Origin of the sequence: Streptomyces rhizoryzae, from assembly GCF_023155275.1 — a bacterium.
Taxonomy (GTDB): domain Bacteria; phylum Actinomycetota; class Actinomycetes; order Streptomycetales; family Streptomycetaceae; genus Streptomyces; species Streptomyces rhizoryzae.
In genome coordinates, this window is record NZ_JALMUV010000024.1 from 1 (window position 1) to 23,623 (window position 23,623).

The following is a 23,623-nucleotide window of genomic DNA, read 5'->3' on the forward strand; positions in this document are numbered from 1 at the left end:
CGCAACCCCAACGAGACCGGGCCCGGCGGAACACCCGCCAAGAGAAACCACCACGTGGGCCGCTAACCCACCACGCGGTGCTCGGAAAGATGAGCCATCACGGAGTGATTCGCCTCCCAGCCGTCGGGGAACTTCACCGTGACGCCGAGCTGGACCGGTTCGGTGGCGGGGTGCTCGTCCAGGAGGTCGGTGACGCCGGCGCGGCAGACGACGATGCAGGCGTGCCGGTGCCGGGAGGCCAGTACGCACAGGCGGCCGGTCTCCAGGTGGAAGGCGGTCGCGTCGGGGCGGCCGGAGAGCGGGTGCAGGACGACGGTGACGTCGAACTCGCGGCCCTGGAGGCGGTTGGCGGTGTCCACCGTGACGCCGGAGACGCCCAGCCCGGCGAGCGCGGCGCGGACCGCGGCGGCCTGGTCGCGGTGGGCGGTGCCGACCGCGATCCGGGCGGCGGTGAGCGGCTCGGGCGCGTCCGCCTGCTCGCTGGTGGCGGCGCCGCCGCGGTCCAGGAGGCGGCGGACGACCCGGGCGAGGGCGCCGACGGCCTCCGGGTCCGTGCGCGGGGTGTGGCGGGCGGGGAGCTCCAGCAGGCCCCAGCCGGACGCGGCGGCCTCGTCCAGGACGCGGTCCACGGGCGAGCCGTCGCCGCGGACGCCGAAGGCCAGCCGCCGGTCGCCGGGCCCGGTGCCGCTGCGGAACGGGGTGTACGGGTAGAACGCGCTCGACACCAGGGGCGCGGCGGAGGCCGGCAGCCGCCAGGAGACCGGGAGGCGGTGCTGGGGGAGGTCGGGGTTGTGGGCGAGGAGGGTGGCGACGGCACTGGCCGAGGGGTCGTAGGACAGGCCGGCCCACTGGTCGGCGCCGACGACGCTGAACGGGTCGAGCTGGCCGGGGTCGCCGACGAACAGGGCCCGTTCGAAGAGGCCGGCGACGCCGAGCAGGGCGTCGGAGCGCATCTGGTACGCCTCGTCGACGATGGCGTGCCGCCAGGGCTCCTCGACCTTGGTGTAGGCCCACTTGGCGGCGGTGGAGACGACGATGTCCCGGTCGGCGAGGTCGGCGATCCTGGCGGAGGTGCGGACGGCCGGGAGGGCGGCGAGGGCCGGGTCGTGGGCGGCCGGTTCGCTGCTGTGCAGGCGGCCGACGGGCAGGTCGGGGTCCTTGGCGGCGAGGCGCAGCACGAGGTCGTCGACCTGGGCGTTGGTCTGCGCGACGATCATCAGCCGGCGGCCGGCGGCGGCCAGTTCGCGGGCCGCGCGGACGACCAGGGTGGACTTCCCGGCGCCCGGCGGGGAGTCGACGACGACGCCGCGGCGGGTGCTGTGCAGGGTGTCGTGGAGGATCGCGTCGGTGGCCGCGGCGGCCGCGGCGGCGGGGTCGGCCGGCGGCGGGGCGGTGAGCGGCGGGGGCGTCACAGGTAGTCCTCGGGGGTGACCGGGTCGGGGGCGGCGGACGGCGCGTCCCCGGGGGCGGGCGGCGGGCCGCCGTGCGTCCAGGGGGTGTCCTCGGGCTCGGGGAGGGCGGGTCCGCCGCGCGGGGCGTGCTCGAAGAGCGTCCAGCACAGGGCGTCGCCGGGCTCGGGGACCGAGCCGGGCTCGGGGGTGCGGCCGCGGCCCATCCCGCCGGTGAGGCGGATCAGCAGGGTGCCGGGGTCGCCACCGGGCCCGTACGCGACGAACTCGGCGGTCTGGGTGCGGCCGCCGTCGAGCGCGCGGTGCAGTCTGCCGCCCGCGTCGAGCTGGGGACGGTCGCCGGTGCGCAGCGTCACCACCGGGCGCGGCATCGGGCGGCGGCCCTTGGAGTACGCCATCTCCACCTCGGTGACGGTGCCCCGGAAGGCTTCCCCGGCCAGCCGCCGGCCGGCCATCACCAGCGGGTCGTCCAGGGCCTCCTGGGCGTCCAGCAGGGCCTGGGCGGTCTCCCGGGAGGCCAGTTTCCGGGCGGCGGTGACCGCGTCGTCCTGCCGGGGCTGCGGCGGTTCGCCGGCCCGGATCCGGTCGCGGTGGGAGGTGTACGACCAGCGGTCGCGCTTCCAGCGGTCGGCGACCCGGGCGCCCTCGGGGAGGGCGCGGAGCAGGTCCACGCCCTGCCACACGGCGTCCCAGGTGGGCCGCAGCCGGCTCTCGACGAGGGCGGCGATCTCCTGCGCGGCGCCGGGGACGCCGGCGTCGTAGCGGGCCATGGCGGGGGCCAGCAGGCGGTTGTCGAACGCCGGGTCGGTGGCCGGGCCGGCCGGCGGGCAGTGCAGCTGCCCGTCCGCGTCGCGGGCCGCCTCGGCGAACTCGGCGGCCTGCTGGGCCGGTACGCCCGGCGGCGGGTCGATCCAGGCGAGCAGCGCGGCCAGGTGCTGGTCCTCCAGGGCGCTCTGGCCGGTGGCCCAGTGGCGGGTCAGCAGGCCGGTCATGGACAGCAGCAGGCAGGCGCCGGGCACCCGGGCCCGCTCGCCGAAATGGGTGAACCAGCGGCCTAGCAGCGGGACGTGCGGGGGCGCGGGGTGCGGCGCCTCCGGGTCCTGCTCGGCGGTCCGCCGGAACCGCATGGAGCGGCCCAGCAGCCGGACGTAGGCGACGCCGGCGGCGCTGGGGACGATCAACTGCGGGGCGTCGGTGCACAGTTCGACCTGGACGGGGACCTGCTTGCCGCTCTCCGGGTCGGTCTCCTTGCGCTCCTCGTACGCGATGTCGTCGGCGAAGCCGTCCACGTAGGGCAGCACCGCCTCGGCGAGTTCGGCGAGGAAGCCGAAGCGCAGGTCGCGGTCGCGGGGCTGGGGGACGGTCAGCAGCCGGGGCTTCTCCCGGTCGGTGCCGACCAGCGCGCCCAGCGGGGCGCCGGCCTCGCCGGAGGTGGTCAACGGGACGAGGACCAGGGGGTGTTCGGCCAGGTGGCGGTGGCGGACGGTGGTGAGCGGACGGGCGCGGCCCGCGGCCACCGCCTCCATCCGGGCGAGCGTCTCGATCAGCGGCACGGTTCCTCCCCGTCCCGGGGCGCCGGTACGGCGGCGAGCGCCTCGGCGCGCAGTGCGGCGGCGGTGCGGAGGGCCTGGACGGCCGGGTCGTCCGGGTCGGCGCCGGGGTCGCCGGCGGCGGCCGCCAGGGCCTCGCCGATGGTGCGCAGCCCGCCCAGTTCGCCCCGCGCGCCGCGGCCCAGGGTCTCCACGGCGCCCTCCTGGCGGGACCGGGTGCGGCAGTGGAAGGCCAGTTCGCAGGCGGCCAGGCACTCGGGGGCGTAGGCCGCGGGGACCGCCGCCACCGCCTCGGCCAGCTCCGCGGCCGGCCGGGTCGGGGTGGTGCCGTCGTCGCCCGGCCGGAGAGCGAAGGTGGTGCCGGCCGGGAGGGCGGCGGCGATCTCCTCGACGCGGGTGAGCCGGGCCAGCTGGCGCCGGGTGGTGGCCCGCTGCCTGCGGACGTCGACGGCCGCGGCGGCCGGGAGGTTGGAGAAGTCCTTGGGACAGATCAGCAGCGCGCGGTCGCGGACCCGGGCGGGGCGGCCGGTGTGCGCGGCGGTGTGCGCGGCGACGGCCTCCAGGGCGAGGACGTAGACCGCGGCCTGGCGGGCCGCGGCGCCCACCTTGGCCGGGTCCGCGGCGCCGTCGATCATCGGGAAGGACTTGATCTCGACGACCGTCCAGACGCCGTCGGGGTGCACCACGACGGCGTCCGGCTCCACGTAGGCGGCGGAGCCGGCGACGTCCATGGCGAGCAGCGGGTGGTCCAGCAGGGCCCAGCCGCCGGCCGCGGTGGCCTCGCGCAGCGCCAGCGCGGTGCGCGCGGCCCGGCCCGCGGGACCGGCCGCGGACAGGTCGGGCCGGGCGACCTCCCCGTCCTCCGGCGGCGGGGTGCCGGGCGCGAGCCGTTCGCGGACCAGGCGGAGCAGTTCGGCGCCGCCGTCGGCCTTCACCCGGGCCTCGAAGGAGTTGCCGCGGGCCAGGGCGAACTGGGACTGGCCGTAGGCCGCGGGCGCGCCCAGCGCGCGGGCCAGCGCGCCCTTGTCGACACCGGCGCCGTCGAGGAGGGCGCGGCGCCGGCAGCCGGGGTTGGCGGCGAGCGCGGCGAGCGCGCGGGCGTCCAGCGGCCGGGGGCGCACACCGGGCCCGCGCAGCTCCGACAGGCGCTGCCGCAGGCCGGGGGAGGGCGACGGCGGCGCGCCGGGCGGCCCGTCCGCCGCGGTTCGGCTTTCGCGGGAAACGTTCACCTGCCGAAGTCTGGCATCCGGCACCGACAGGCGGGGGCCCCGGCCGGGATACGGGCGGGTGCGGGATGATGGAGGGGCCGCGGTCAGCGCCGCCCGCGCCCAGTTGAACGACCCCGACGAGCCGGCATCCGGCGAGAGGTACGACCCATGGCACCGCGCATTTTCCTGGCCAGACACGGGCAGACGGAGTGGTCCGTCTCCGGGCGGCACACCGGACGGACCGACATCCCGCTGCTGGAGGAGGGTCGGCAGGGCGCCAAGCAGCTGGGCGAGCGCCTGCACCGCGCCCCCTGGCGCGGCCTGCCGGACGCCGAGGTCCGCACCAGCCCGCTGCGGCGCGCCCGGGAGACCTGCGACCTGGCCGGTTTCGGCGAGCGGGCCCGGGAGTGGGACGCGCTGCTGGAGGTCGACTACGGCGCGTACGAGGGGCTGACGCCGGCCCAGATCAAGGAGGGCCGCCCGGACTGGCTGATCTGGCGGGACGGCGTCCCGGACGGCGAGACGCTGGCCGAGGTCTGCGCGCGCGCGGACGAGGTGGTGGCCTGGGCCCGCTCGGCCGACCGCGATGTGCTGGTCTTCGCGCACGGCCACATCCTGCGGGTGCTGGGCGCGCGCTGGCTGGGGCTCCCGGTGGCGTTCGCGGCGCGGCTGCGGCTGGCTCCGGCGTCGCTGTCGGTCCTGGGCTGGGCCTACGGCGAACCGGCCGTGGAGAGCTGGAACGACACCGGCCACCTGGACTGACCGGGCCGGCGGGCGGGCCGTGGACGGGCGGGTGTGCGGGCCCGCGGCTCAGACCGGGCGGCGGCTCTCCGCGCCGGCCGCGGCGTGCCGCTCCAGGAAGCCGGCGACCGCGCCGCAGCTCCGGTAGGGGCGCAGGGCGCGCGCGGTGCCGTCGAGCATCGCCCGGATCCGGGCCGAGCGGACCTCGGCCAGCAGGTCGAGGACGGCGAGCCCGGCCGCGGCGGCCTCCTCCGCGTCGCCGCCGGCCGCGAGGTTGCCGGCCAGCTCCGCGGTGAACAGCGCGATGTTGCGGGTGAAGTGCGGGTCCTGGAGGTCCACCGCCCGGCGCGCCTGCTCGGCCGCGCGCCGCCGGTCGCCCAGCGCCGACCAGCACTGTGCCGTCAGGCCGGCCAGTTCGGCCGCGCCGAAGAACGTCATCCACTCCGGGTCGTGGTCGCCGGGCCCCACCGCGAAGAGCCGTTCGGCGCGGGCCAGCGCCTGCTCGCAGCCGGACCGGTCGCCGAGTCCGGCCCGGCCGCCGGCCTCGCGCAGCGCCAGCAGCGACCGCAGCCGCGGCGAGCCGAGCCGTTTGGCGGCCTGCTGGGCGGCCTGCGCGGCGCGCACCGCCTCGCGCGGCCGGCCGGCGTCGCGGGCGAGGAAGGCGGTGTTGCAGAAGGCGTGCGCCTCCAGCGCGGCGTCGCCGCTGACCCGGGCGGTGGACAGCGCCTCGGCGTAGTGCGAGCGGGCGTCGTCGAAGCGGCCGGAGTCGTGCGCCAGCCAGCCCACCGAGATGGCCAGTTCACCGGCGCCGGCGTGCAGCCGGTCGTAGACGGCGCGCTGCCGGATCCCGGCGTCCAGCAGTTCGTAGGCGGCGCGCAGCGGCTGGACGGCGCGGTGGTACAGGCCGTCCGCGCCGTGCCGGTCGTCCAGCAAGCGGATGCGGCGGACGGCTTCCTCGACGGCGGTGGCCTCGGTGGCGCCCGCCCGGGAGCCGGGGGCGGTACGGGGGCCGGGCACGGGCGCGGCGGCGCCGGCCGGTGCGGCGGGGCCGGCGGCCGGGAAGAGGGCGGCCAGGCCCAGGGCGGCCGCCGGGCCGCCGGTGATGAACGCGCGACGCAGCACGTCGCTCTCCTCGGAGTTCTGGATACGGGTATCGCGGTGGTCGGGGTCGGGTGCCAGGAGCGCGGCGCCCGCCGCGGCGCGCGCCCCCCGACCGCGCACCGTCTCCCGCGGCGCGAACCCCATGTCGGGCAGCGTCAGGCCGGGGAACATGTGCCGGAACACCCGTTCGTAGGCGTAGTTCGGGCACCGAATCTCCCCGGACTCGACGCGGCCCACATAGCGGGCGTCGCACGAGACCTGCTCGCCGATCTCACGGGCGGCCCGTCGGACCGCCGCCGCGAACTCGCCGGGTGACAGCCGCCCGCGCAGCTGGCGGAAGGCGGTGTTCGGGCGGGCGGGTACGGTGCGGGACGACGCCGAACGCTCGGCTTGCGACGCCATGGCGGACCTCTCCGTGCCCTCTCCGTGCCATCGTCTGACGTGCCGCTTCCTGGCGGTGCGGCGGGACGACCGTACCGGCTGTGACGGTCCCGACACCCTGCGTTTGGCCACAAACCGGAATATCTCACCCGCGATCCGCCATGAAGTGCCATCCTTTGCAGCGTTCCGCCGCCGTAGCTGTTGACGCGTTTCGCCGTTGGAGACGGTGTAAAGGGTGTGGCGCGTGCAGGAGGAGGGGTTCTCCGTGTGGGAGACCGGCGTCAGCAGGGGCGGCGAGGAGCGGGCGGGCCGGGCCGCCGGCCGCGAGGGGCGCACCGCCCCGCAGGACCCCGCCCGGCCCTGCGACCTGGTGACGGTGCCGGCCCGGCAGGGCCTGGAGGCGGTGGACATCCTGCGGCTGCGGGACGGTGTCGGCCCGGTCCTGCACGACGGCGCCTGCGACACCCTCGGCTTCCTGGTCCCGCCGGGCACCGCCGACGGCTGGGACGTGCCGGGCAGCGCCTGTACGCGCACGCACGGGCGGGGGATCGCGTTCGACCTGCCGGACGAGGGGGCGGTGCCGGAGCCGCCGGTGCAGGGGACCGGCTGGCTGGTGCCGCCGGAAGGCGCGTACGCGGACGCCACCGATCCGGTGGTGCTGCGGGCGGCGCTGGGCGAGGCGGCCCGCACGATCGAGGCGGTCGACCGCTGCCAGTGAGGGCCGCCCGCGGCGGCGGGCGGCGCGCAGGTCCGGTCCGCCGGTGAGGTGGCGGGGCCGGTGAGGGGCGGCCGCGGCCGCCCCTCACGCGTGTCCGGCGCGGCGGCCGGCCGGTCAGCGGGTGGAGAGGGTGTGGCTGTCGGGGTCCGGGGCGGGGGAGGGGTCCGGCAGGGAGACGCCCGGCGGCAGGCCGGGGAGCGGCGGTCCGGCGGGCTGCGGGGCGGGCGCCGCCGGACGCGCCCGGCGGGCCGCGGCGAGGGCCTCCTCGTAGACGGCGGCCAGGTCCGCGGCGCTGCGGTCGATGTCGTAGCGGCGGACGACCGGGGGCACCGGGAGCCGGGCGGCGCCGGTACGGCGCACCTCCCGCAGCGCGGTGGCGAGTTCGTGGACGCCGGGGCTGACGCGGCGGGCGCCGGGGGCCTGGTCGCCGGGGAGGTCGTCGACGGCCGGGCAGCTGCCGTAGAGGACGTGCAGGCCGGAGGCCAGGGCCTCCAGCGCCGCCAGGCCGAACGCCTCGTCGGGGGAGGGGGAGACGAAGACGTCGATGGCCGACAGCAGGCCGGGGATGTCGGGGACGTCGGCGGGCGGCGGGCCGCCGGTGCCGCCGCGGGCGCCGAGCAGGTGGATCCGGTCGCCGGAGCCGAACTGCCCGGCCATCCGCCGCAGCATCTCCCGCTCCGGGCCCTCGCCGGCCAGCAGCAGGTGCACGCCGGGCAGCTGGGTGACCGCCCGCACCAGCACGTCGAACCGCTTGGCGGGCACCAGCCGGCCGGCGCCGCCGACCACGAACGCGTCCGGCGGCAGGCCGAGCCGGGCCCGGACCGCGGCCCGGGCGGCCGGGTCGTAGGTGAAGCGGTGCGCCTCGATGCCGTTGGGCACCACGTGGAGGCGGGCCTCGGGGACGCCCCAGCGGCGCAGCCGGGCGGCGACGGTGTCGGAGACCGCGACGGTCGCCGAGCCCAGCCGCTCGGTGGCCCGGTACAGGGCGCGGACGCCGCGGGTGAGCCGCCGGCCCTCGATGACCGCGTCGCCCAGCGAGTGCTCGGTGGCGACCACCGCGCGGACGCCGGCCAGCCGGGCGGCGATCCGGCCGTAGACGCAGGCCCGGTAGAGGTGGGTGTGGACGAGGTCGGGGCCGGCGGCGCGGATCAGGCCGGCCAGCCGGGGGAGTGCGGACAGGTCGCGGGTGCCGGTCATGCCGAGGTGGGTGACGGGGGTGCCGTCCGCCTCGATGGCCTCGGCGAGCGGGCCGGGGTTGGTCAGGGTGACGACCTCGCAGCGGGCGGGCAGCCGGCGCAGCAGCAGCCGCAGCTGCTGGGCGGCACCGCCCGCTTCGAGGCCGGTGATGACGTGCAGGACTTTCACCGGATCCCTCCAGGGGTGGCGGCCGAAGGTGGCCTGGTCGGTGGCCGGGTCGGCCTCGTGGGGGCAGTGCGGGGCGGTGGGCGGCGGGGCGGCGCGGCCGGGCCGGGGGTCATCCGCCCTCCCGCCCGCGCAGCCGCCGGGCCGCGGCGCGCAGCAGGATCAGCAGGTCCTGGCCCGGCGACCAGCTGTCGATGTAGAGGTTGTCGAAGCGCGCCCGGTCCTCGGCGGGCGCGCCCTCGCGCAGCCCGTGCACCTGTGCCAGGCCGGTGATGCCGGGCGGCATCCGGTGCCGGGCCGCGTAGCCGGGGTGCCGGCGGGCGAACTCCGCGGCGCGGGCGGGCCGTTCGGGGCGCGGCCCGACCAGGCTCAGGTCGCCGCGCAGCACGTTCCACAGCTGCGGCAGGCCGTCCAGGCCGGTGCGGCGCAGCCACCGGCCGACCGGTCCCGGGCGGGCGCCGGGGCGCGCGGTGCGCAGCCGCAGCAGGGCGAAGCGGCGGCCGTCCCGGCCGGTCCGCTCGCGCCGGCTCAGCACGCCGGGGCCGTCCGCGCACCGCACCGCCAGCGCGCAGCCGAGCAGCAGCGGCGCGGTCGCCAGCAGCGCCGCCGACGCCAGCAGGACGTCCAGGGCCCGTTTGGCCGCCCCGCCGCGGCGGGGCGCGGCGGTCTCCAACGGCCGGCACGGGAACCCCCACAGGTGGCCGGTGCCCGGCGCCGGCGGCCGCCCGTCCCGCGCCGCGCCCGGCCCGGCCAGCCAGATGGCGGCGCCCTGCCCCTGGAAGCGGCGCAGCAGCGCGGCGGCGTACGGGTCGCTCTCCGGCAGCAGCAGGAACACCGCGTCGCGGACGGTGTGCCGGATGACGGCGCGGGTGAGGGCCTCGGCGGAGCGGAGCCGCGGCGGGACCGCGCCGGCCGGGGCGCCGTCGGGCGCGGCCGGGCCGGCCGGTACGACGCCCACCGGGCGCAGCCCGTACTCCGGGTGCGCCAGCAGCGCGGCGGCCAGCTGCCGGGCGGCCGGTTCCGGGCCGACGAGCAGCGCCGAGCGGGGGCGGCGGCGGGCGGCGGCGCGCCGCGCCCGGTGCACCGCGGCCCGGCCGGCGGCGGCCAGCACCACCTGCCCGGCGATCGCGGACGCCAGCGCGGCCGGGCCCAGGTGCTGGCCGGGGCGCAGCGCGGCGAGCCCGGCGGCGACCGCGCACCAGCCGGTGGCGGCCCGGCCCAGCAGCGGCGCCAGCTCGTCCAGCGCGGTGGCGGCCGGGCCCGGACGGTACAGCCCGGCCCGGGAGGTGAGCAGCAGCAGGAGCGGGACGAGGGGGGCGAGCAGCGCCGGGTCGCGGACGCCGGCGAGGGCGGCGGCGCCGGCCGCGGCCAGGGCGTCGGCGGCGGCCAGCAGGGCGGGCACGGCCCACCGGGGCACGGTCCGCGCGGGCCGGGCCGGCGCCGCGGGGCCGGTGGACGGGCGGCGGGTCGGCCGGGTGTCGGGGGCCGGGCGGGGCAGCGGCGGCGCGTCGGCGCGGTCGGTGGTCATCGGCCGGCCCGTTCCGCGGCGAGGACGGGCGGGACGGCCAGCAGCTCGCGGTAGACGTTCAGCACGGCGCCGGCGGTGCGCTGCACGTCGTGGGCCACCGCGACGTGCTCGCGCAGCCGCCGGCCCAGCGCGGTCCGCCGTTCGGCGTCGGCGAGCAGCGCGGTGACGGCGCGGGCCAGGGCGGCCGGGTCGCCGGGCGGTACCAGGCAGTCGTCGGCGGCGTCGGCCGGCAGGGACTCCCGGGCGCCGCCGACGTCGCCGAGCACCACCGGCCGGCCGCAGGCCATCGCCTCCAGCGGGACCAGCGCCATGCCCTCCCGCAGGGACGGCAGGACGACCAGGTCGGCGGCCCGGTACCAGGGGACGGCGCTGTCGGCGGCGCCCGCGAAGAGCACCCCCTGCGGCGCGGCCCGGTGCAGCGCCGCCCGGTCCGGCCCGTCGCCGACCAGGACCAGACGGGCGCCGGGGACCGCCGCGGCCACCTCCGGCCAGGCCCGCAGCAGCACCGGCTGGCCCTTGCGCGGGCACAGCCGCGCCACGCACACCACCAGCGGCGCGCCGGACGGGACGGCGTTGTCGCGCAGCGCCGGCAGGGATTCCCGCAGCGCGTCGCGGACGGTGTCGTCGGCGGGTGAGCAGCGGCGCAGGTCGACGCCGTGGGGGACGACCACCCAGCGGGTGCGGACGCCCGCGGCGGTGCCGCGGGCCCGCTGCTCCTCGCCGGCGCACAGCAGCCGGTCGGTCCAGCGCGCCGCGTAGCGCTCCCAGATGCGGGCCGCCGTCCCGCCGGGCGCGTCGAACCGCCAGCGGTGCACCTGGTGGACGGTCGGGATGCGCCCGCGGACCGCCAGCCGGGCGGCGAACCCGGCGCGGCTGCCGTGGCTGTGGACCAGGTGCGGGCCGGTGCGGCGGATCAGCCGGGCCAGCCGCCGGGTGTCGGTGAGCGCCGTCTCGGCCGTCCAGTGGGCGGGCCAGAGCGCGACTTCGGCGCCCGCCACGGCGGCTTCGACGTGCAGGGTGCCGCCGGGCGGGGCGGCGACCACCACCCGCAGTCCGGCCGCCGTCTGGGACCGCACCAGGTCGGCGACGACCCGGGCGGTCCCGCCGTCGACCGGTTGGGACACGTGGAGGACCGTGAGCCGCTCCTGCGGCGGCTGGTCGTGTGGCAGCACGGGCACTGCTCCCCTGGGGACCGAGGTGTCGGAACAACTCCGCGGGAATTACCGGCGCCGCGCTCAGTGCCCTGAATCGGCCTGGACGAAGAGCGCGCCGAGCAGATATCCCGCCTTTCGGGTGGTGAAGCGGAATGTCAGCCGGTCGCCGCCGTACCGGAGCGCCGGACGCAGATCGAAGACGTCGGAATCAAAGCCGTAAGTGGTGCGGTAAGCGGGGGTGCGAGGCGCCTGGCGGCCGAAATCGGTGATGGTCGAGTTCATCGCGCCATTCGCCGGATTGGCGGAATCGTGGAGCGCGACCGGAGTAATCCGGCCGGCCCCGGCGGAGATTCCGCTCTCGCTGCGGGGCATTCCGTGGTAGGCCACCGTTCCGGCCGCTCCGCGGGCCCCGGCCGGAATGCGCAGCCCGGTCAGGGCCACGGTCAGCGCCCGGCGGTGCGGGCCGAGCGCCTCGAAGCCGTCCCACAGGGCGAGGCGGCGCAGCGGTGCGTGCGGGTGGGCGTAGACGGCGACCAGCGCCCAGCCGCCCCAGGTCCCGGCCCGCGAACGGCCCTCGGCGGCGGCCACCTGGGCCACCGTGTACGCGCCCGGGCCGCCCCGCCGCACCAGCGCGGTGACGTCCGCGGACGCCTGGTAGGCGTCGGTGCGGTAGGTGGTGCGGCGGCCGATCACCCCGTCCGCGCGGACCGTGCGGTAGCGGCCGCCGGGCCCGGCGAGCAGCACCCGGGCGGGGTCCAGGCCGGTCCGGTGGCCGCCGGCGAGCAGGTTGCCGCCCCAGTACAGGCGGGCGTAGCGCACCCGGGCGCCGGCCGGCAGGCGCAGCCGGGCGCGGCTGGAGGCCACCGTGTGCGGGTCGTCGTCGACGTCGAGGTAGCGCATCGGGCGGCCGCCGGGCCGGTCCGCGGCGCAGGACGGAGCCCGGCGGGCGGCGGCCCGGTGGCCGGCGGGCCGGCAGGTCAGCGTGGAATTGGCGGCCCGGGCGATACCGCCGTGACCGGTCTCGTGGAAGCGCTCGGCGAAAGGAATTCGGGTGGATTCGGCGGGGCCCGGGGCGGCCGCGGCCGAAGTCAGCGCGGCCGACAAAGCCAGGGCCGCGAGCGCGCATACGGTGCCGCGCCCGGTGCGGTCCATCGACTTCCGCATGGCTTCCTCTCCGGCTTCAACCGTCAATCAGTCAAACAGGAGAGCACTCTGACAGAAATCATGTTGGAAATCGTGGCAGGCACGCCGCAGACCCGTCCGGGTTTCCGATCAGCCGAATACCAGCCAGACAGCCTAATGGAGCTGCATAAATGGTAACGGCCGCATCCATGGCCCATATTGTTCGTTGTGTCCGATGCCCCATTCGCGAACTGAAAGGAGAATGGGATGAAGCGGTTCGTCAAGACCGCCGCGACGGCCGCGGCCACCTCGGCCCTGGTGCTGAGTGGCGCGGGCGTCGCCGCCGCCGACGGCGGCGGGCATCACGGCCGTGAGGGCCGTCATCACCACCGCCACCACGGCCACCACGGCCGTGACTTCGGCCGTTACGAGGAAGGCAACCGTCACCACGGCCGGGGCGGCGCGTTCGCGGCGGGCTTCGCCGCGCACTCGCCGGGTGTCCTCAGCGGCAACGTCATCCAGGTGCCGGTCAACATCCCGATCAACCTGTGCGGGAACAGCATCGACGTGATCGGGCTGCTGAACCCGGCCTTCGGAAACCGCTGCCTCAACAAGTGACGCGGCGCCGGTCCGGAGGGACATCGGACCGGCCCCGGTCACGGCACACCGGGGCGGGGTGCCCACGGCTTCGGCCGCGGGCACCCCGCCACCCGGCCTCCCACCCCTTCTGACCTGCGCGGACCGCTTCGCACCGGCGCGCCATACTGGGGGCATGGCGAGAAGCAGACGCGGGCGCGGCGGACCGGAACCCGTCATCGGGGCGATCGGCGGCGGCACCGCGGAACTGCGGCCGGACCGGGACCGCCCGGGCGGCTGGACGCTGCTGATCGACGGCGCCCCGCAGTCCCACGTGGACCTCGGCGACCCGGCGCACCTGGAGTTCTCCTACCAGCGGCGGCTCGGCCACATCGCCGACCTGGCCGCCCCGCCCGGCGCCCCGCTGCGCGCCGTCCACCTGGGCGGCGGCGCCCTGACGCTGGCCCGCTACATCGCCGCGACCCGGCCGCGCTCCACCCAGCAGGCCGTGGAGATCGACACCCCGCTGGTGGAGCTCGTCCGCAGGCACCTGCCGCTGCCGGGCACCTGGCGGATACGGGTGCGCGGTGCGGACGCCCGCGCCGGGCTGGCGAAGATCCCGGACGGCTGGGCGGACCTGGTCATCGCCGATGTCTTCGCCGGGGCCCGGACGCCCGCGCACCTGACCAGCGCCGAGTTCGCGGCGGAGGTGCGGCGGGCGCTGCGGCCCGGCGGCTGGTACGCGGCCAACCTCGCCGACGGGCCGCCGCTCGCGTTCCTGCGCGGCCAGATCGCCACCGTCCACACCGTCTTCCCCGAACTGGCGTTGACCGCCGACCCGGCGGTGCTGCGCGGCCGGCGGTTCGGCAACGCGGTGCTGCTCGCCGCGGCGGGGCCGCTGCCGGTCGCGGAGCTGACCCGGCGGGCGGCCGGCGATCCGCACGCCGGCCGGGTCGAACACGGCCGGGCGCTGCTGGACTTCACCGGCGGCGCGGTCCCGGTCACCGACGCCACCGCGGTCGCCTCACCGGCCCCGCCGGCCGGTGCCTTCACCTGACGCCCGGCCGCCCGCGGGCCCGTCCCGTTCCGTCGCGCGCGTCAACTCCGCGGCTACGTCGCGTGGTTGAGGGTCTCCACGAACGGCGGGTGGCCGTTCCAGGTGCAGATCACCGAGGTGTGCGCCCCGCCGCCGGTGAAGTCCACCCGCAGCCACTGGTCCTGCTTCCACACCTGCATCTCCCAGCCCGCGTTGGGCGTCGCCGAGACCAGTTCCGCGGCGCCGGGACCCAGCGAGAGCACCACCCGGCCCCCGGCCGTGACGTAGCTGCGGACCCGGCCGGTGGCGGACGGGCCGCCGCCGTCGTCGGGGCCGGCGGACGGGGTGGGCGGGGCGGTGCGCGGGGCGCGGGACGGGGGCGTGGTCCGGGGCGGGTCGGAGGGGGCGGCGAAGGAGGGGGCCGCACCGGCCGGGGCGGTGGGCCGGGGCCGGTGGGTGGAGGAGACCTGCGGCAGGGCGGAGGCGGCCACCTGGTCGGACAGGGGCAGCGCGCGGGGCGCGTCGTACGCCGTGCCGGAGAGCACGGTGTGCACGCCGAACCACGACAGGGCGACGGCGGCGCCGGTCGCCAGCGTCCAGGCCGCCGCATGAACCAGACCTCGTTGCATCTGCGTCATCTTGCCGCACCCGCCGGGCCGGTGGCAGACCGTCCGGTGCCGGCACCGGGCCCGCCGGGACGTCAACCGTGCGCCGGGGGACTCGCCCGGATGGCGTACGGTGCCGCCCATGGCACGTGTGCTCGTCGTCGAGGACGACCAGTTCGTACGCTCCGCGCTCATCCGGCACCTGACCGAGGCCGGCCACGCGGTGCGCAGCGTCGGGACCGCCCTGGCGGCGCTGCGCGAGGTGGCGCAGGTCGGCTTCGACGTGGTGGTGCTGGACCTGGGGCTGCCCGATCTGGACGGCGGGGAGGCGCTGAAGATGCTGCGCGGCGTCACCGACGTCCCGGTGATCATCGCCACCGCGCGGGACGACGAGGCGGAGATCGTCCGGCTGCTGAACGACGGCGCCGACGACTACCTCACCAAGCCGTTCTCCGTCGAGCACCTGTCGGCCCGGATGGCGGCCGTGCTGCGCCGGGCCCGGGGCGCGGCCCCCGGCGCAGAACCGCCCTCACGAGTGATCCGGGTCGGCGGGCTCGCCATCGATCCGCTGCGCCGCCGGGCCGAACTCGACGGCGCCGCGCTGGACCTGACCCGCCGCGAGTTCGACCTGCTGGCCTTCCTCGCCCAGCGCCCCGGCGTGGTCGTGGCCCGCCGCGAGCTCCTCGCCGAGGTCTGGCAGCAGTCCTACGGCGACGACCAGACCATCGACGTCCACCTGTCCTGGCTGCGCCGCAAACTGGGCGAGACCGCCGCCCGCCCCCGCTACCTGCACACCCTGCGCGGCGTGGGCGTGAAGCTGGAGCCGCCGCGGTGATCCGGCCGCGGCGGGCGGCCGCCGCGCCGGCGGAGACGCTGCGCTGGGCGCTGGTCAAGGTGGCCCTGGCGGTCACCACGATGGTTGCCGTGGCGTTCGCGGTCCCGCTGGGCCTGGTCGTCAAGGAGCTGGCGTCCGACCGCGCCTACGGAGGCGCCGAACGGCAGGCCGCCGCGCTCGGCCCGGTGCTCGCCATCACCACCGACCGCACCCAGCTGGAACGGGCCCTGGCCAGCGCCGAGACCGGCCCCGGCGGCCGGATCGGGATCCACGTCCCGGCGGGCGGGCCCGGCGGCGGGCCGGCCGGGGTCGGCGCCCGCCGGGCCGCACCGGCCGATGTCGCCGCCGCCGCCCGGCTCGGCCGCGCCGCCATCGCCCAGGTCCCCGGCGGCACGGCGCTGCTCCAGCCCACCGCGGTCGCCTCCGGTATCGCGGTGGTCGAGGTCTACGTGCCCGACGACGCGCTCACCGCCGGCGTCGCCGCCTCCTGGGCGGTGCTGGCCGGCGTCGGCCTGGCGCTGGTCATCGGGTCGGTCGCGGTCGCCGACCGGCTCGGCACCAGGCTGGTGCGCCCGGCCCAGCACCTGGCCGCCGCCGCCCACGACCTGGGCCGCGGCGACCTCGGCGTCCGGGTCCGGGAGGACGGTCCGGCCGAACTGCGCTCGGCGGCCTCCGCGTTCAACTCCATGGCCGACCGGGTCGTCCAGCTGCTGGCCAACGAGCGGGAGCTGGCCGCCGACCTCTCGCACCGGCTGCGCACCCCGCTGACGGTGCTGCGGCTCAACGCCGCCTCGCTCGGCGACGGCCCGGCCGCCGAGCAGACCCGCACCGCCGTCGAACAGCTGGAAGGGGAGGTCGACCAGATCATCCGCACCGCCCGCGCCCAGCGCGCGCACACCGCGCAGACCGCACCGGCCGCCGCCGCGGCCGGCTGCGACGCGGCCGAAGTGATCCGCGAGCGGATGGCGTTCTGGTCCGCGCTCGCCGAGGACGAGGGCCGGGCCGCCCGGGTCGCCGGCGCGGACCGCCCGGCCCGGGTGCCGGTCGCCCGCCCCGACCTCGCCGCGGCCCTGGACGCGCTGCTCGGCAACGTCTTCCGGCACACCCCCGAGGGCACCGCGTTCGCCGTGGACGTCCACCACGCCGACGACGCGGTGATCGTGCTGGTCTCGGACGCCGGGCCGGGCATCGCCGACCCGGTCGCCGCCCTGCGCCGCGGCTGGTCCGGCGGCCGGGGGCAGCGCCCGGCGGACCGGGGCGGCTCCACCGGCCTGGGGCTGGACATCGTCCGGCGGCTGGCCGAGTCCACCGGCGGCGACGTCCGCATCGGCCGGTCCGTGCTGGGCGGCACCGAGGTCCGGGTGTGGCTGGCGCTCGGCGGGCGGCGGGCCGCCCGGGGGGCGCGGCGCGGCCACCGGCTGCGGCGCCGGCTGCGCGGCCGCATCCGGGCCGCCCGGGGCCGGCGGCGGCCGGCCGGCGGCTCTTAACCGCTCCCTTCCGCTTCCTTAAGGCGGCCATAATTCCGCCAACCCCCGTACCGTAAACGCCGTTTGTCCGTTTCGCTGCCGCTAGCGTGCGGGACGCGCCACCACCCCCCACGGTGCGCCCCACCCCCATGCGACGAACAGGCAGGCAGAGATGAGCAACGCCGCACACCGGCGCCGGCCGGGCCGCACCGCCAAGCTGACCGCGGCCGCGCTGGCCGGCGCGCTGGCGGCCGCCGGGGCGGTCGCCGCCGCCGGCTCCGCGCACGCCACCAGGGCCCCGCACGCCACCAGGGCCCCGCACACCGCCCCCGCCCCCCGCGCCGCCCACCCCCGCTTCGCCCCGTACGTCGACACCTCCCTCACCCCCGCCTACGACCTGGCCGGCACCGCGCGCGCCACCGGGGTCAAGCACGTCACCCTCGCCTTCGTCACCTCGGGCGGCGGCTGCGTGCCCCGGTGGGGCGGCACCGGCGACCTCGGCGGCGATGCGGTGGCCCGGCAGATACCGGCGCTGCGCAAGGCCGGCGGCGACGTCCGGGTCTCCTTCGGCGGCGCGAACGGCACCGAACTGGCCGCCGCCTGCTCCTCCGCCGCCGAACTGGCCGCCGCCTACGGCACGGTGGTCGACCGCTTCGCGCTCACCGCGGTGGACTTCGACATCGAGGGCGGCGCGCTGCCCGACGCCGCCACCACCACCCGCTGCGCCCAGGCCGTCGCCCGGCTCCAGAAGCAGCACCCGGGCCTGGACGTCTCCTTCACCCTGCCGGTGATGCCCGAGGGCCTCACCCCGGACGGCGTGCGCCTCCTCGCCGACGCCCGGCGGCACGGCGTCCGGATCTCCACCGTCAACATCATGGCGATGGACTACGGCTCCTCCTACCGCGGCGCCATGGGCACCTACGCCGTCCGGGCCGCCACCGCCACCCAGGCCCAGCTCAGGAAGACCCTCGGCCTCGGCGACGCGGACGCCTGGCGGACCGTCTCGGTCACCCCGATGATCGGCGTCAACGACGTGGCCGGCGAGGTCTTCCGGCCCGCCGACGCCACCGCCCTGGTGCACTTCGCCCGCACCAAGCACCTGGCCGGGCTGTCGATGTGGTCCGCCACCCGCGACCGGCCCTGCCCGGGCGGGCCGGCCCCCACCGCCCGGCCGACGTGCAGCTCCGTCGACCAGGCCCCGCTGGCCTTCACCACGGCGCTCGGCGCCTATACCGGCTGACCACCCCCCACCGGTCCGGGTCCCCGTCCCGGACCGCTCCGCAGGCGGGGCGCGGCGACCCCCACCCCCACACGCCGCGCCCCGCCAACTCCCTCACCCGCCAACCCCCTTGTGCGGCAACGCCGTTGGCGGACGGTGCCGGTCAGGACCCGCCGCGGACCGCGGCCCGGAACGCGATCGGCGTGAGGCCGGCCTGCCGCTGGAAGAACTTGGTGAAGTTGGTGGCGTCCGCGAACCCCAGCCGGTCCGCGATCCGCGCCGCCGGCTGGTCGCCGTGCGCCAGCAGCCGCTTGGCCTCCAGCACCACCCGCCGGTCGATGAACTCCTTCGCGCCGACCCCGGCCGCCGCCTCGGTGGCCCGCGAGAGGGTCCGCGGCGCGTACCCCAGCGCCCGGGCGTAGTCGGCGACCCGCCGGCTGCGGGTGAACCCCCGCTCCACCGCGTCCCGGAACCGCAGGTACGTCTCGCCCGCCTCGCACGCCGCCGCCCCCGGCCCGTCCGCCACCCCGTCCGGATGCGCCGCCCGCAGCACCAGGACCGCCAGCAGGTGGCGCAGCACCTCCAGATGGACCTCCAGCGGCAGCCCGCCCAGCGCCGAGAACTCCCGGTGCAGCTGCCCCAGCGCCTCGTCCAGCGCCCGGGCCGCCGCGCCCCGCGGACGCCGGACGGCCGGCCCGTACCAGTCCTCGATCCGGGCCGCGGCCGCGGTCGCCGGATCCAGGAACCCGGACTCGAAGAGCACCAGCCGCCCCTCCGCCTCCGCCAGGTCCCCGAAGTGCTGGACCTGCCCCGGCCGCGACCACAGCAGATCGCCCGGCGCCAGTGGGTGCTCCCGGAAGTCGACGCAGTGCACCAGGCGCCCCCGGTCCAGCAGCAGCAGGTGGTGGAAGTCGGGCCGGTGCGGCGCCGCCAGCCGGCAGGCTTCCGCGCGCTCCCGCAGCTCGGCGAGGGTCAGCACCTCCACCCCGGCGGGCCGCCCGGCCGGCGCGGCGAACGGCACTGCCCGGATCACCCCTGCGTCCTCTCGGGGGTCCTGTCGCTTTTTCACCATGACCCGTCGCCTCGCTACCCCGGAATGTGCCGCTGATACCCCTAGCGTAGGAGACATCAGCACGGCTGATGGCGGAAAACGGCAGCCGGACCCGGCGACCGCAAGTACGCGCTCCGCACGGGTGCACCTCGCCCCACCAACCACCGGGAGAAACCCACCATGTCCAAGATCGCGCTCTTCGGGGCCACCGGCACCATCGGCAGCCGCATCCTCGGTGAGGCGCTGCGCCGCGGCCACCAGGTCACCGCGGTCGTCCGCGACCCCGCCAAGCTCACCGCGAGCGATCCGAACCTCACCGTGGTCACCGGTGACGTCCTCGACCCGGAGTCCGTCGCCGAGGTCGCCAAGGGCCAGGACGTGGTGGTCAGCGCGGTCGGCGGCGGTGACGGCCCGGGCCACATCGCCACCATCCGCCCGGCCGCCGACGCGCTGGTCGCCGGTCTGCGGCTGCTCGGCGCGGGCGCGCCCCGCCTGATCGCGGTCGGCGGCGCCGGCTCGCTCCGCAAGCCCGACGGCACCCAGGTCTGGGACGCCGAGGGCCTGCCCGTCCCGCTGCTCCAGATCATGCACGCGCACGGCGACGCGCTGGACTTCTACCGCACCGTCTCCGACATCCGCTGGACCAACCTCAGCCCGGCCGCCTCCATCGCCCCCGGCGAGCGCACCGGCACCTACCGCACCGCCCTGGAGGACCTGGTCGTCGCCGACGACGGCAGCAGCCGGATCTCCGCCGAGGACTACGCGGTCGCGGTCCTCGACGAGATCGAGCAGCCCCGGCACATCGGCGAACGCTTCACCGTCGGCTACTGATCCCGGGCGCCGCCCCCGCGGCCGTCCCCGGAAAACACCCGAGGCCCCCGATCCGAAGATCGGGGGCCTCGTCAGTGGGGTGAGTAACGGGACTCGAACCCGCGACATCCTGGACCACAACCAGGTGCTCTACCAGCTGAGCTATACCCACCAAGACCGGTGCTGTGTGGTTCTTTTTCCCCACCGGCTGAGAAAAAGTGTACAGGTTCCCGAGGGGTGCTCGCTCCCAGGTTTCGTGTCCCCGGGAGCGAGCTGCGTCACTGCGCCGCCGCCTCCGGCTCGGCGGGCAGCTGGTGCTTGGCCGCGATGGCCTTCGCGGTGTCCGAGTCCGGCCCCGGCTGGGGCACGAACACGGCCTCCCGGTAGTAGCGCAACTCCGCGATGGATTCCCGGATATCGGCCAGCGCCCGGTGGTTGCCGTTCTTGTCCGGGCTGTTGAAGTACGCCCGCGGGAACCAGCGCCGGGCGAGCTCCTTCACGGACGACACGTCGACGATCCGGTAGTGCAGATAGCTCTCCAGCGTCGGCATGTCGCGCAGCAGGAAGCCGCGGTCGGTCCCGACGGAGTTTCCGCACAGCGGCGCCTTCCCCGGCTCCGGCACGTGCTGCCGGATGTACTCCAGCACCTGTGCCTCGGCCGCCTCCAGCGTCGTCCCGGTGTCCAGCTCGGCCAGCAGCCCGGAGGCGGTGTGCATCTGCCGCACCACCTCCGGCATGGTGGTCAGCGCCTCGGCCGGGGGACGGATCACCACATCCACCCCGTCACCCAGCACGTTCAGCTCCGAGTCGGTGACCAGGGCGGCCACCTCGATAAGCGCGTCACTCGCCAGCGAGAGTCCGGTCATCTCGCAGTCGATCCACACCATGCGATCGTTCATACGTCTCACCCTACGGGGCGCTCCCGCTGGCCGGGCAGCACGGGGCGGCCGGCCCCTCGGCCGACCGGCGTCTCCGCCAGCCGCGCGGCGTACCCCTCCGGCTGCGGCTTGCCCGCATCGGACGGGTCGGCCAGCCCGTGGCCGCCCAGCGCGGCCGCCGAGAAGCGGTCGCCGACCGGCGCCGCCCGCTCGCGCTCGGGACGCTCGGGCCGCAGCGCGGGCTCGGGGGCGCCGCCCTGGGGCCGGCGGGCGCGGTAGGCCGCCCGGTAGGCCGCGGGCGAGGCGCCCAGCTGCCGCCGGAAGTGCCCGCGCAGCGCGACCGGCGAGCGGAACCCGCAGCGCCCGGCGACCTCGTCCACCGAGTAGTCCGAGGTCTCCAGCAGCCGCTGGGCCTGGAGGACCCGCTGGGTGATCAGCCACTGGAGCGGAGCGCTGCCCGTCAGGGAGCGGAACCGCCGGTCGAAGGTGCGCCGGCTCATGTACGCGCGGGCGGCGAGCGTCTCCACGTCGAACTGCTCGTGGAGGTGCTCCAGCGCCCAGGCGACGACCTCGGCCAGCGGGTCGGCGCCGATCTCCTCCGGTAATGACCTGTCCAGGTAGCGCTGGTGCCCGAGGTCGGACGCGGTCCGCCGGGGCGGGACGACCAGCCGGCGGGCGAGCGCGTTGGCCGCGTCGGCGCCGTGGTCGGTGCGCACGATGTGCAGGCACAGGTCGATCCCGGCGGCGGTGCCGGCGGAGGTGAGCACGTCGCCGTCGTCGACGAAGAGCTCGCGCGGGTCCACGTGGACGGACGGGTAGCGCTTGGCGAGCGTCGGCGCGTACATCCAGTGGGTGGTGGCCGGGCGGCCGTCGAGCAGTCCGGCCGCGGCGAGGACGAACGCCCCCGTGCACAGCCCGACGATCCTGGCCCCTTCCTCGTGCGCGCGGCGCAGCGCGTCGAGCGCCGCGGGCGGCGGGGCCTGGGTGATGGAGCGCCAGGCCGGTACGACGACCGTCCCGGCGCGGGAGATCGCCTCCAGCCCGTAGGGGGCCGACAGTTCGAGCCCCCCGGTCGTGCGCAAAGGCGCATCTTCGCCCGCGCACACAAGAAGCCGGTACCGCGGAACGCCGGCGTCCTGTCGGTCGATGCCGAAGACCGAGAGCGGAATGGAGCTCTCGAAAATGGGGCCGCCGCTGAAGAGGAGCACCGCGACTATTTCGCGGCGCCGTCGGGCGGCGAGCTTGCGTGCGGCATCTGGTACGGCAGCGGAGTCCTGGCTCATGGCACTTAAGCCCCCCTCGGTCGTCTCGCCCTCTCGGTCCTGCACAGTTCCCCCGCCGTAGCTACCAAGATCGAATCTACTGTGTCCCGTGAGGATGGAGTGCCAAGTTCACCACCCGCTGGTATGTCGATATGGCAACTTGGCGCGAAGCATTCGATCACGAAGCGTTCCACTCGTCGGGCCTGCATGGGAAGTACGCGTCTCGGCTCTGCCCGTTCGCAGTAGGACACAACCATGCCGAGCGGTCCTTTCCTCCCAGCTCACGCCGGGGTTGTGGGGGGTCGGGGGCAAGGATCGGGACACCGCCGGAAGTTGGCCGAAAACGGTCGTGCGCAGACTTGCGAGCGCCTCCATCGACCGGCGTACGCCTTTCGTCGTGCCGTCCGCCCCCTTGCGCTCCCGTCCCTGTACGTCCGCTTTTGTTCCGGCCGGGAACGGTGCCTGCGGCAACCGTCCGCGGCGCCCCTCGGTGCGCTCCCGCCGCCCTGGTGCGCGGGGGGCCCGGCGGGCGGTGGCGGCGGGGCCGGCCGCCGGGGGCCGGAGCGCCCCGCCGGTGATCGGTGCCGCGGGCGCCGGGGTGCCGGGCGGGGGTCGCGGCCCGCGGTGGCGAGCACCGGGTCGGGTGATCCGCGGGGCGGTGCCGGGGCCCCGCCGGCCCCCGCGGACGGGCGGGTGCGGCATGCCGGGGGCGGCTCCCGCGCGCCGATGGGGTACGTACAGGGGCATGACGGGGCATTGCCATCCGCGCCACGCTCCGGCATGCTCCGGGGAACGCTTGCGGCCCCGGACCGCCCCGTGCGGGGCGCCCGGTGGCCGTTGCGTGCCCTGGGCCGTGGAGGAGTAGCGCCGTACTCTTGGGGTATCGACTTGGGAAGATGATTCCCAGACGTATCGTTCCCCTTTGAACTATGGCTGCCGCTCCTTGATCGAGCCCCCAGTCAACTGCCGGATCAAGTCAATCGCCGTTCCCCGTTCGCCCCTCCGCAAGAGGACGTTCTCGCCGAGACACCCATGGCCGGTCACGAAATCCCCGAACCCGCGGACCGCAAGCAGGTCGCCGATCCGATGGCGGACCTCCAGGCGGCGGAACAGAAGCGCCACTCCTGCGATCCCGCCTTCCGGCACGGCGTCGTGGTCGGCTTCGACGGCTCCCTGTCGAGCGAACGCGCGTTGGCGTATGCAATCGGTATGGCGCGGCGCCACGGCACCGGCCTGATCATCGTCCACGTGGCCAACCGGCTGCCCACCACGGTCTGGGCGGGCTGCGAGCCCCCCGTCTTCGTGGACGTCCCCGATCACCGCACCGAGGTCCTCGGCCTGGAGCTGGCCTGCGCCGACCACCTCGCGGAGGTGCCCTGGATCCTCGTCGAGCGCGGCGGCGACATCTGCCACGAACTCGAAGAGGTCGGCCGGGAGTACGAGGCCGACGCCATCGTCGTCGGCTCCACCCACGGCATCGTCGGCCGGATCTTCGGCTCGGTGGCCGGCCGGCTCGCCCGGCGGGCGCAGCGGCCCGTCATGGTCATTCCCTGACCGGCCCGCCGCCCGGCCCGCTCGCTCAAGTACCCGCCGCCCGCGCCGCGTTGATCG

General features: G+C 77.0%; 21 protein-coding genes and 1 tRNA gene. 9 read left to right on the top strand and 13 right to left on the bottom strand.

Annotated features, from left to right (window positions below; all coding sequences use genetic code 11):
* Nucleotides 1-62: 62 nt before the first annotated feature.
* From MUU72_RS19740 to MUU72_RS19750, 3 genes are read right to left on the bottom strand one after another with little or no spacing between them, the layout of a single operon-like run.
* Nucleotides 63-1,412 (bottom strand): AAA domain-containing protein, encoded by a 1,350-nt coding sequence (locus MUU72_RS19740; protein WP_248014651.1) that lies wholly within the window; start codon nt 1,410-1,412, stop codon nt 63-65.
* On the bottom strand, nt 1,409-2,962 hold the full coding sequence (locus tag MUU72_RS19745) for a hypothetical protein (protein WP_248014652.1): 1,554 nt from the start codon (nt 2,960-2,962) through the stop codon (nt 1,409-1,411). The genes MUU72_RS19740 and MUU72_RS19745 overlap by 4 nt, the downstream gene beginning before the upstream one ends.
* Nucleotides 2,953-4,188: a hypothetical protein gene (locus MUU72_RS19750; RefSeq protein WP_372503220.1), complete on the bottom strand. Its 1,236-nt coding sequence runs from the start codon at nt 4,186-4,188 to the stop codon at nt 2,953-2,955. Before MUU72_RS19750 ends, MUU72_RS19745 begins: the two co-directional genes overlap by 10 nt.
* 147 nt (nt 4,189-4,335) lie before the next feature.
* Here MUU72_RS19750 and MUU72_RS19755 point away from each other — a divergent pair, with 147 nt between their 5' ends.
* Nucleotides 4,336-4,929, top strand: coding sequence for a histidine phosphatase family protein (locus tag MUU72_RS19755; RefSeq protein WP_248014653.1), 594 nt, complete (start codon nt 4,336-4,338; stop codon nt 4,927-4,929).
* 48 nt (nt 4,930-4,977) lie between these two features.
* Here the strand turns inward: MUU72_RS19755 and MUU72_RS19760 are convergent, their stop codons facing one another.
* Nucleotides 4,978-6,411 carry an NsdA family TPR-like regulatory protein gene (locus MUU72_RS19760; RefSeq protein WP_248014654.1) on the bottom strand — a complete coding sequence of 478 codons (1,434 nt, stop codon included), beginning with the start codon at nt 6,409-6,411 and terminating at the stop codon, nt 4,978-4,980.
* Between the two features lie 214 nt (nt 6,412-6,625).
* Here MUU72_RS19760 and MUU72_RS19765 point away from each other — a divergent pair, with 214 nt between their 5' ends.
* Nucleotides 6,626-7,108 (top strand): hypothetical protein, encoded by a 483-nt coding sequence (locus MUU72_RS19765; protein ID WP_248014655.1) that lies wholly within the window; start codon nt 6,626-6,628, stop codon nt 7,106-7,108.
* A 114-nt stretch (nt 7,109-7,222) separates the two neighbouring features.
* On the opposite strand, the gene MUU72_RS19770 is transcribed toward MUU72_RS19765, so the two are convergent.
* The 4 genes from MUU72_RS19770 to MUU72_RS19785 all read right to left on the bottom strand — a co-directional run bounded on the left by MUU72_RS19770 (nt 7,223) and on the right by MUU72_RS19785 (nt 12,316).
* Nucleotides 7,223-8,473 (bottom strand): glycosyltransferase, encoded by a 1,251-nt coding sequence (locus MUU72_RS19770; RefSeq protein ID WP_248014656.1) that lies wholly within the window; start codon nt 8,471-8,473, stop codon nt 7,223-7,225.
* Nucleotides 8,474-8,582: 109 nt separating this feature from the next.
* Nucleotides 8,583-9,998: a sugar transferase gene (locus MUU72_RS19775; protein WP_248014657.1), complete on the bottom strand. Its 1,416-nt coding sequence runs from the start codon at nt 9,996-9,998 to the stop codon at nt 8,583-8,585.
* Nucleotides 9,995-11,170 (bottom strand): glycosyltransferase family 4 protein, encoded by a 1,176-nt coding sequence (locus tag MUU72_RS19780; RefSeq protein WP_248014658.1) that lies wholly within the window; start codon nt 11,168-11,170, stop codon nt 9,995-9,997. The genes MUU72_RS19775 and MUU72_RS19780 overlap by 4 nt, the downstream gene beginning before the upstream one ends.
* Before the next feature lie 63 nt (nt 11,171-11,233).
* A complete protein-coding gene (locus tag MUU72_RS19785) occupies nt 11,234-12,316 on the bottom strand; it encodes a DUF3344 domain-containing protein (RefSeq protein WP_248014659.1) in 1,083 nt (360 codons plus the stop codon).
* A 225-nt stretch (nt 12,317-12,541) separates the two neighbouring features.
* Here MUU72_RS19785 and MUU72_RS19790 point away from each other — a divergent pair, with 225 nt between their 5' ends.
* Both MUU72_RS19790 and MUU72_RS19795 read left to right on the top strand, forming a co-directional pair.
* Nucleotides 12,542-12,892: a chaplin gene (locus MUU72_RS19790; protein WP_248014660.1), complete on the top strand. Its 351-nt coding sequence runs from the start codon at nt 12,542-12,544 to the stop codon at nt 12,890-12,892.
* Between the two features lie 154 nt (nt 12,893-13,046).
* Complete coding sequence (locus MUU72_RS19795; RefSeq protein WP_248014661.1) at nt 13,047-13,907, top strand: spermidine synthase; 861 nt, start codon at nt 13,047-13,049, stop codon at nt 13,905-13,907.
* A 53-nt stretch (nt 13,908-13,960) separates the two neighbouring features.
* On the opposite strand, the gene MUU72_RS19800 is transcribed toward MUU72_RS19795, so the two are convergent.
* Nucleotides 13,961-14,515: a hypothetical protein gene (locus MUU72_RS19800; RefSeq protein ID WP_248014662.1), complete on the bottom strand. Its 555-nt coding sequence runs from the start codon at nt 14,513-14,515 to the stop codon at nt 13,961-13,963.
* 118 nt (nt 14,516-14,633) lie between these two features.
* Here MUU72_RS19800 and MUU72_RS19805 point away from each other — a divergent pair, with 118 nt between their 5' ends.
* The 3 genes from MUU72_RS19805 to MUU72_RS19815 all read left to right on the top strand — a co-directional run bounded on the left by MUU72_RS19805 (nt 14,634) and on the right by MUU72_RS19815 (nt 18,032).
* A complete protein-coding gene (locus tag MUU72_RS19805; protein ID WP_248014663.1) occupies nt 14,634-15,326 on the top strand; it encodes a response regulator transcription factor in 693 nt (230 codons plus the stop codon).
* Between the two features lie 38 nt (nt 15,327-15,364).
* Nucleotides 15,365-16,813 (top strand): sensor histidine kinase, encoded by a 1,449-nt coding sequence (locus MUU72_RS19810; RefSeq protein WP_248014721.1) that lies wholly within the window; start codon nt 15,365-15,367, stop codon nt 16,811-16,813.
* A gap of 151 nt (nt 16,814-16,964) precedes the next feature.
* Nucleotides 16,965-18,032, top strand: a complete 1,068-nt coding sequence (locus tag MUU72_RS19815) for a chitinase (RefSeq protein WP_372503222.1) — start codon at nt 16,965-16,967, stop codon at nt 18,030-18,032.
* Nucleotides 18,033-18,174: 142 nt separating this feature from the next.
* On the opposite strand, the gene MUU72_RS19820 is transcribed toward MUU72_RS19815, so the two are convergent.
* Complete coding sequence (locus MUU72_RS19820) at nt 18,175-19,083, bottom strand: helix-turn-helix transcriptional regulator (RefSeq protein ID WP_248014664.1); 909 nt, start codon at nt 19,081-19,083, stop codon at nt 18,175-18,177.
* Nucleotides 19,084-19,242: 159 nt separating this feature from the next.
* Between MUU72_RS19820 and MUU72_RS19825 the strand changes: the two genes are divergently transcribed.
* Nucleotides 19,243-19,893 (top strand): NAD(P)-dependent oxidoreductase, encoded by a 651-nt coding sequence (locus MUU72_RS19825; protein WP_248014665.1) that lies wholly within the window; start codon nt 19,243-19,245, stop codon nt 19,891-19,893.
* Nucleotides 19,894-19,968: 75 nt separating this feature from the next.
* Here the strand turns inward: MUU72_RS19825 and MUU72_RS19830 are convergent.
* The 3 genes from MUU72_RS19830 to MUU72_RS19840 all read right to left on the bottom strand — a co-directional run bounded on the left by MUU72_RS19830 (nt 19,969) and on the right by MUU72_RS19840 (nt 22,033).
* Nucleotides 19,969-20,044: transfer RNA gene (locus tag MUU72_RS19830), tRNA-His, on the bottom strand.
* A 106-nt stretch (nt 20,045-20,150) separates the two neighbouring features.
* Entirely contained in the window at nt 20,151-20,771 is a 621-nt protein-coding gene (orn, locus tag MUU72_RS19835) for an oligoribonuclease (RefSeq protein ID WP_248014666.1), read from the bottom strand.
* Between the two features lie 5 nt (nt 20,772-20,776).
* The gene (locus MUU72_RS19840) at nt 20,777-22,033 is read right to left on the bottom strand and encodes a GlxA family transcriptional regulator (protein ID WP_248014667.1); all 1,257 of its coding nucleotides are present in this window, start codon (nt 22,031-22,033) and stop codon (nt 20,777-20,779) included.
* Nucleotides 22,034-23,044: 1,011 nt separating this feature from the next.
* Here MUU72_RS19840 and MUU72_RS19845 point away from each other — a divergent pair.
* Entirely contained in the window at nt 23,045-23,566 is a 522-nt protein-coding gene (locus MUU72_RS19845; RefSeq protein ID WP_248014668.1) for a universal stress protein, read from the top strand.
* Nucleotides 23,567-23,623: the final 57 nt, after the last annotated feature.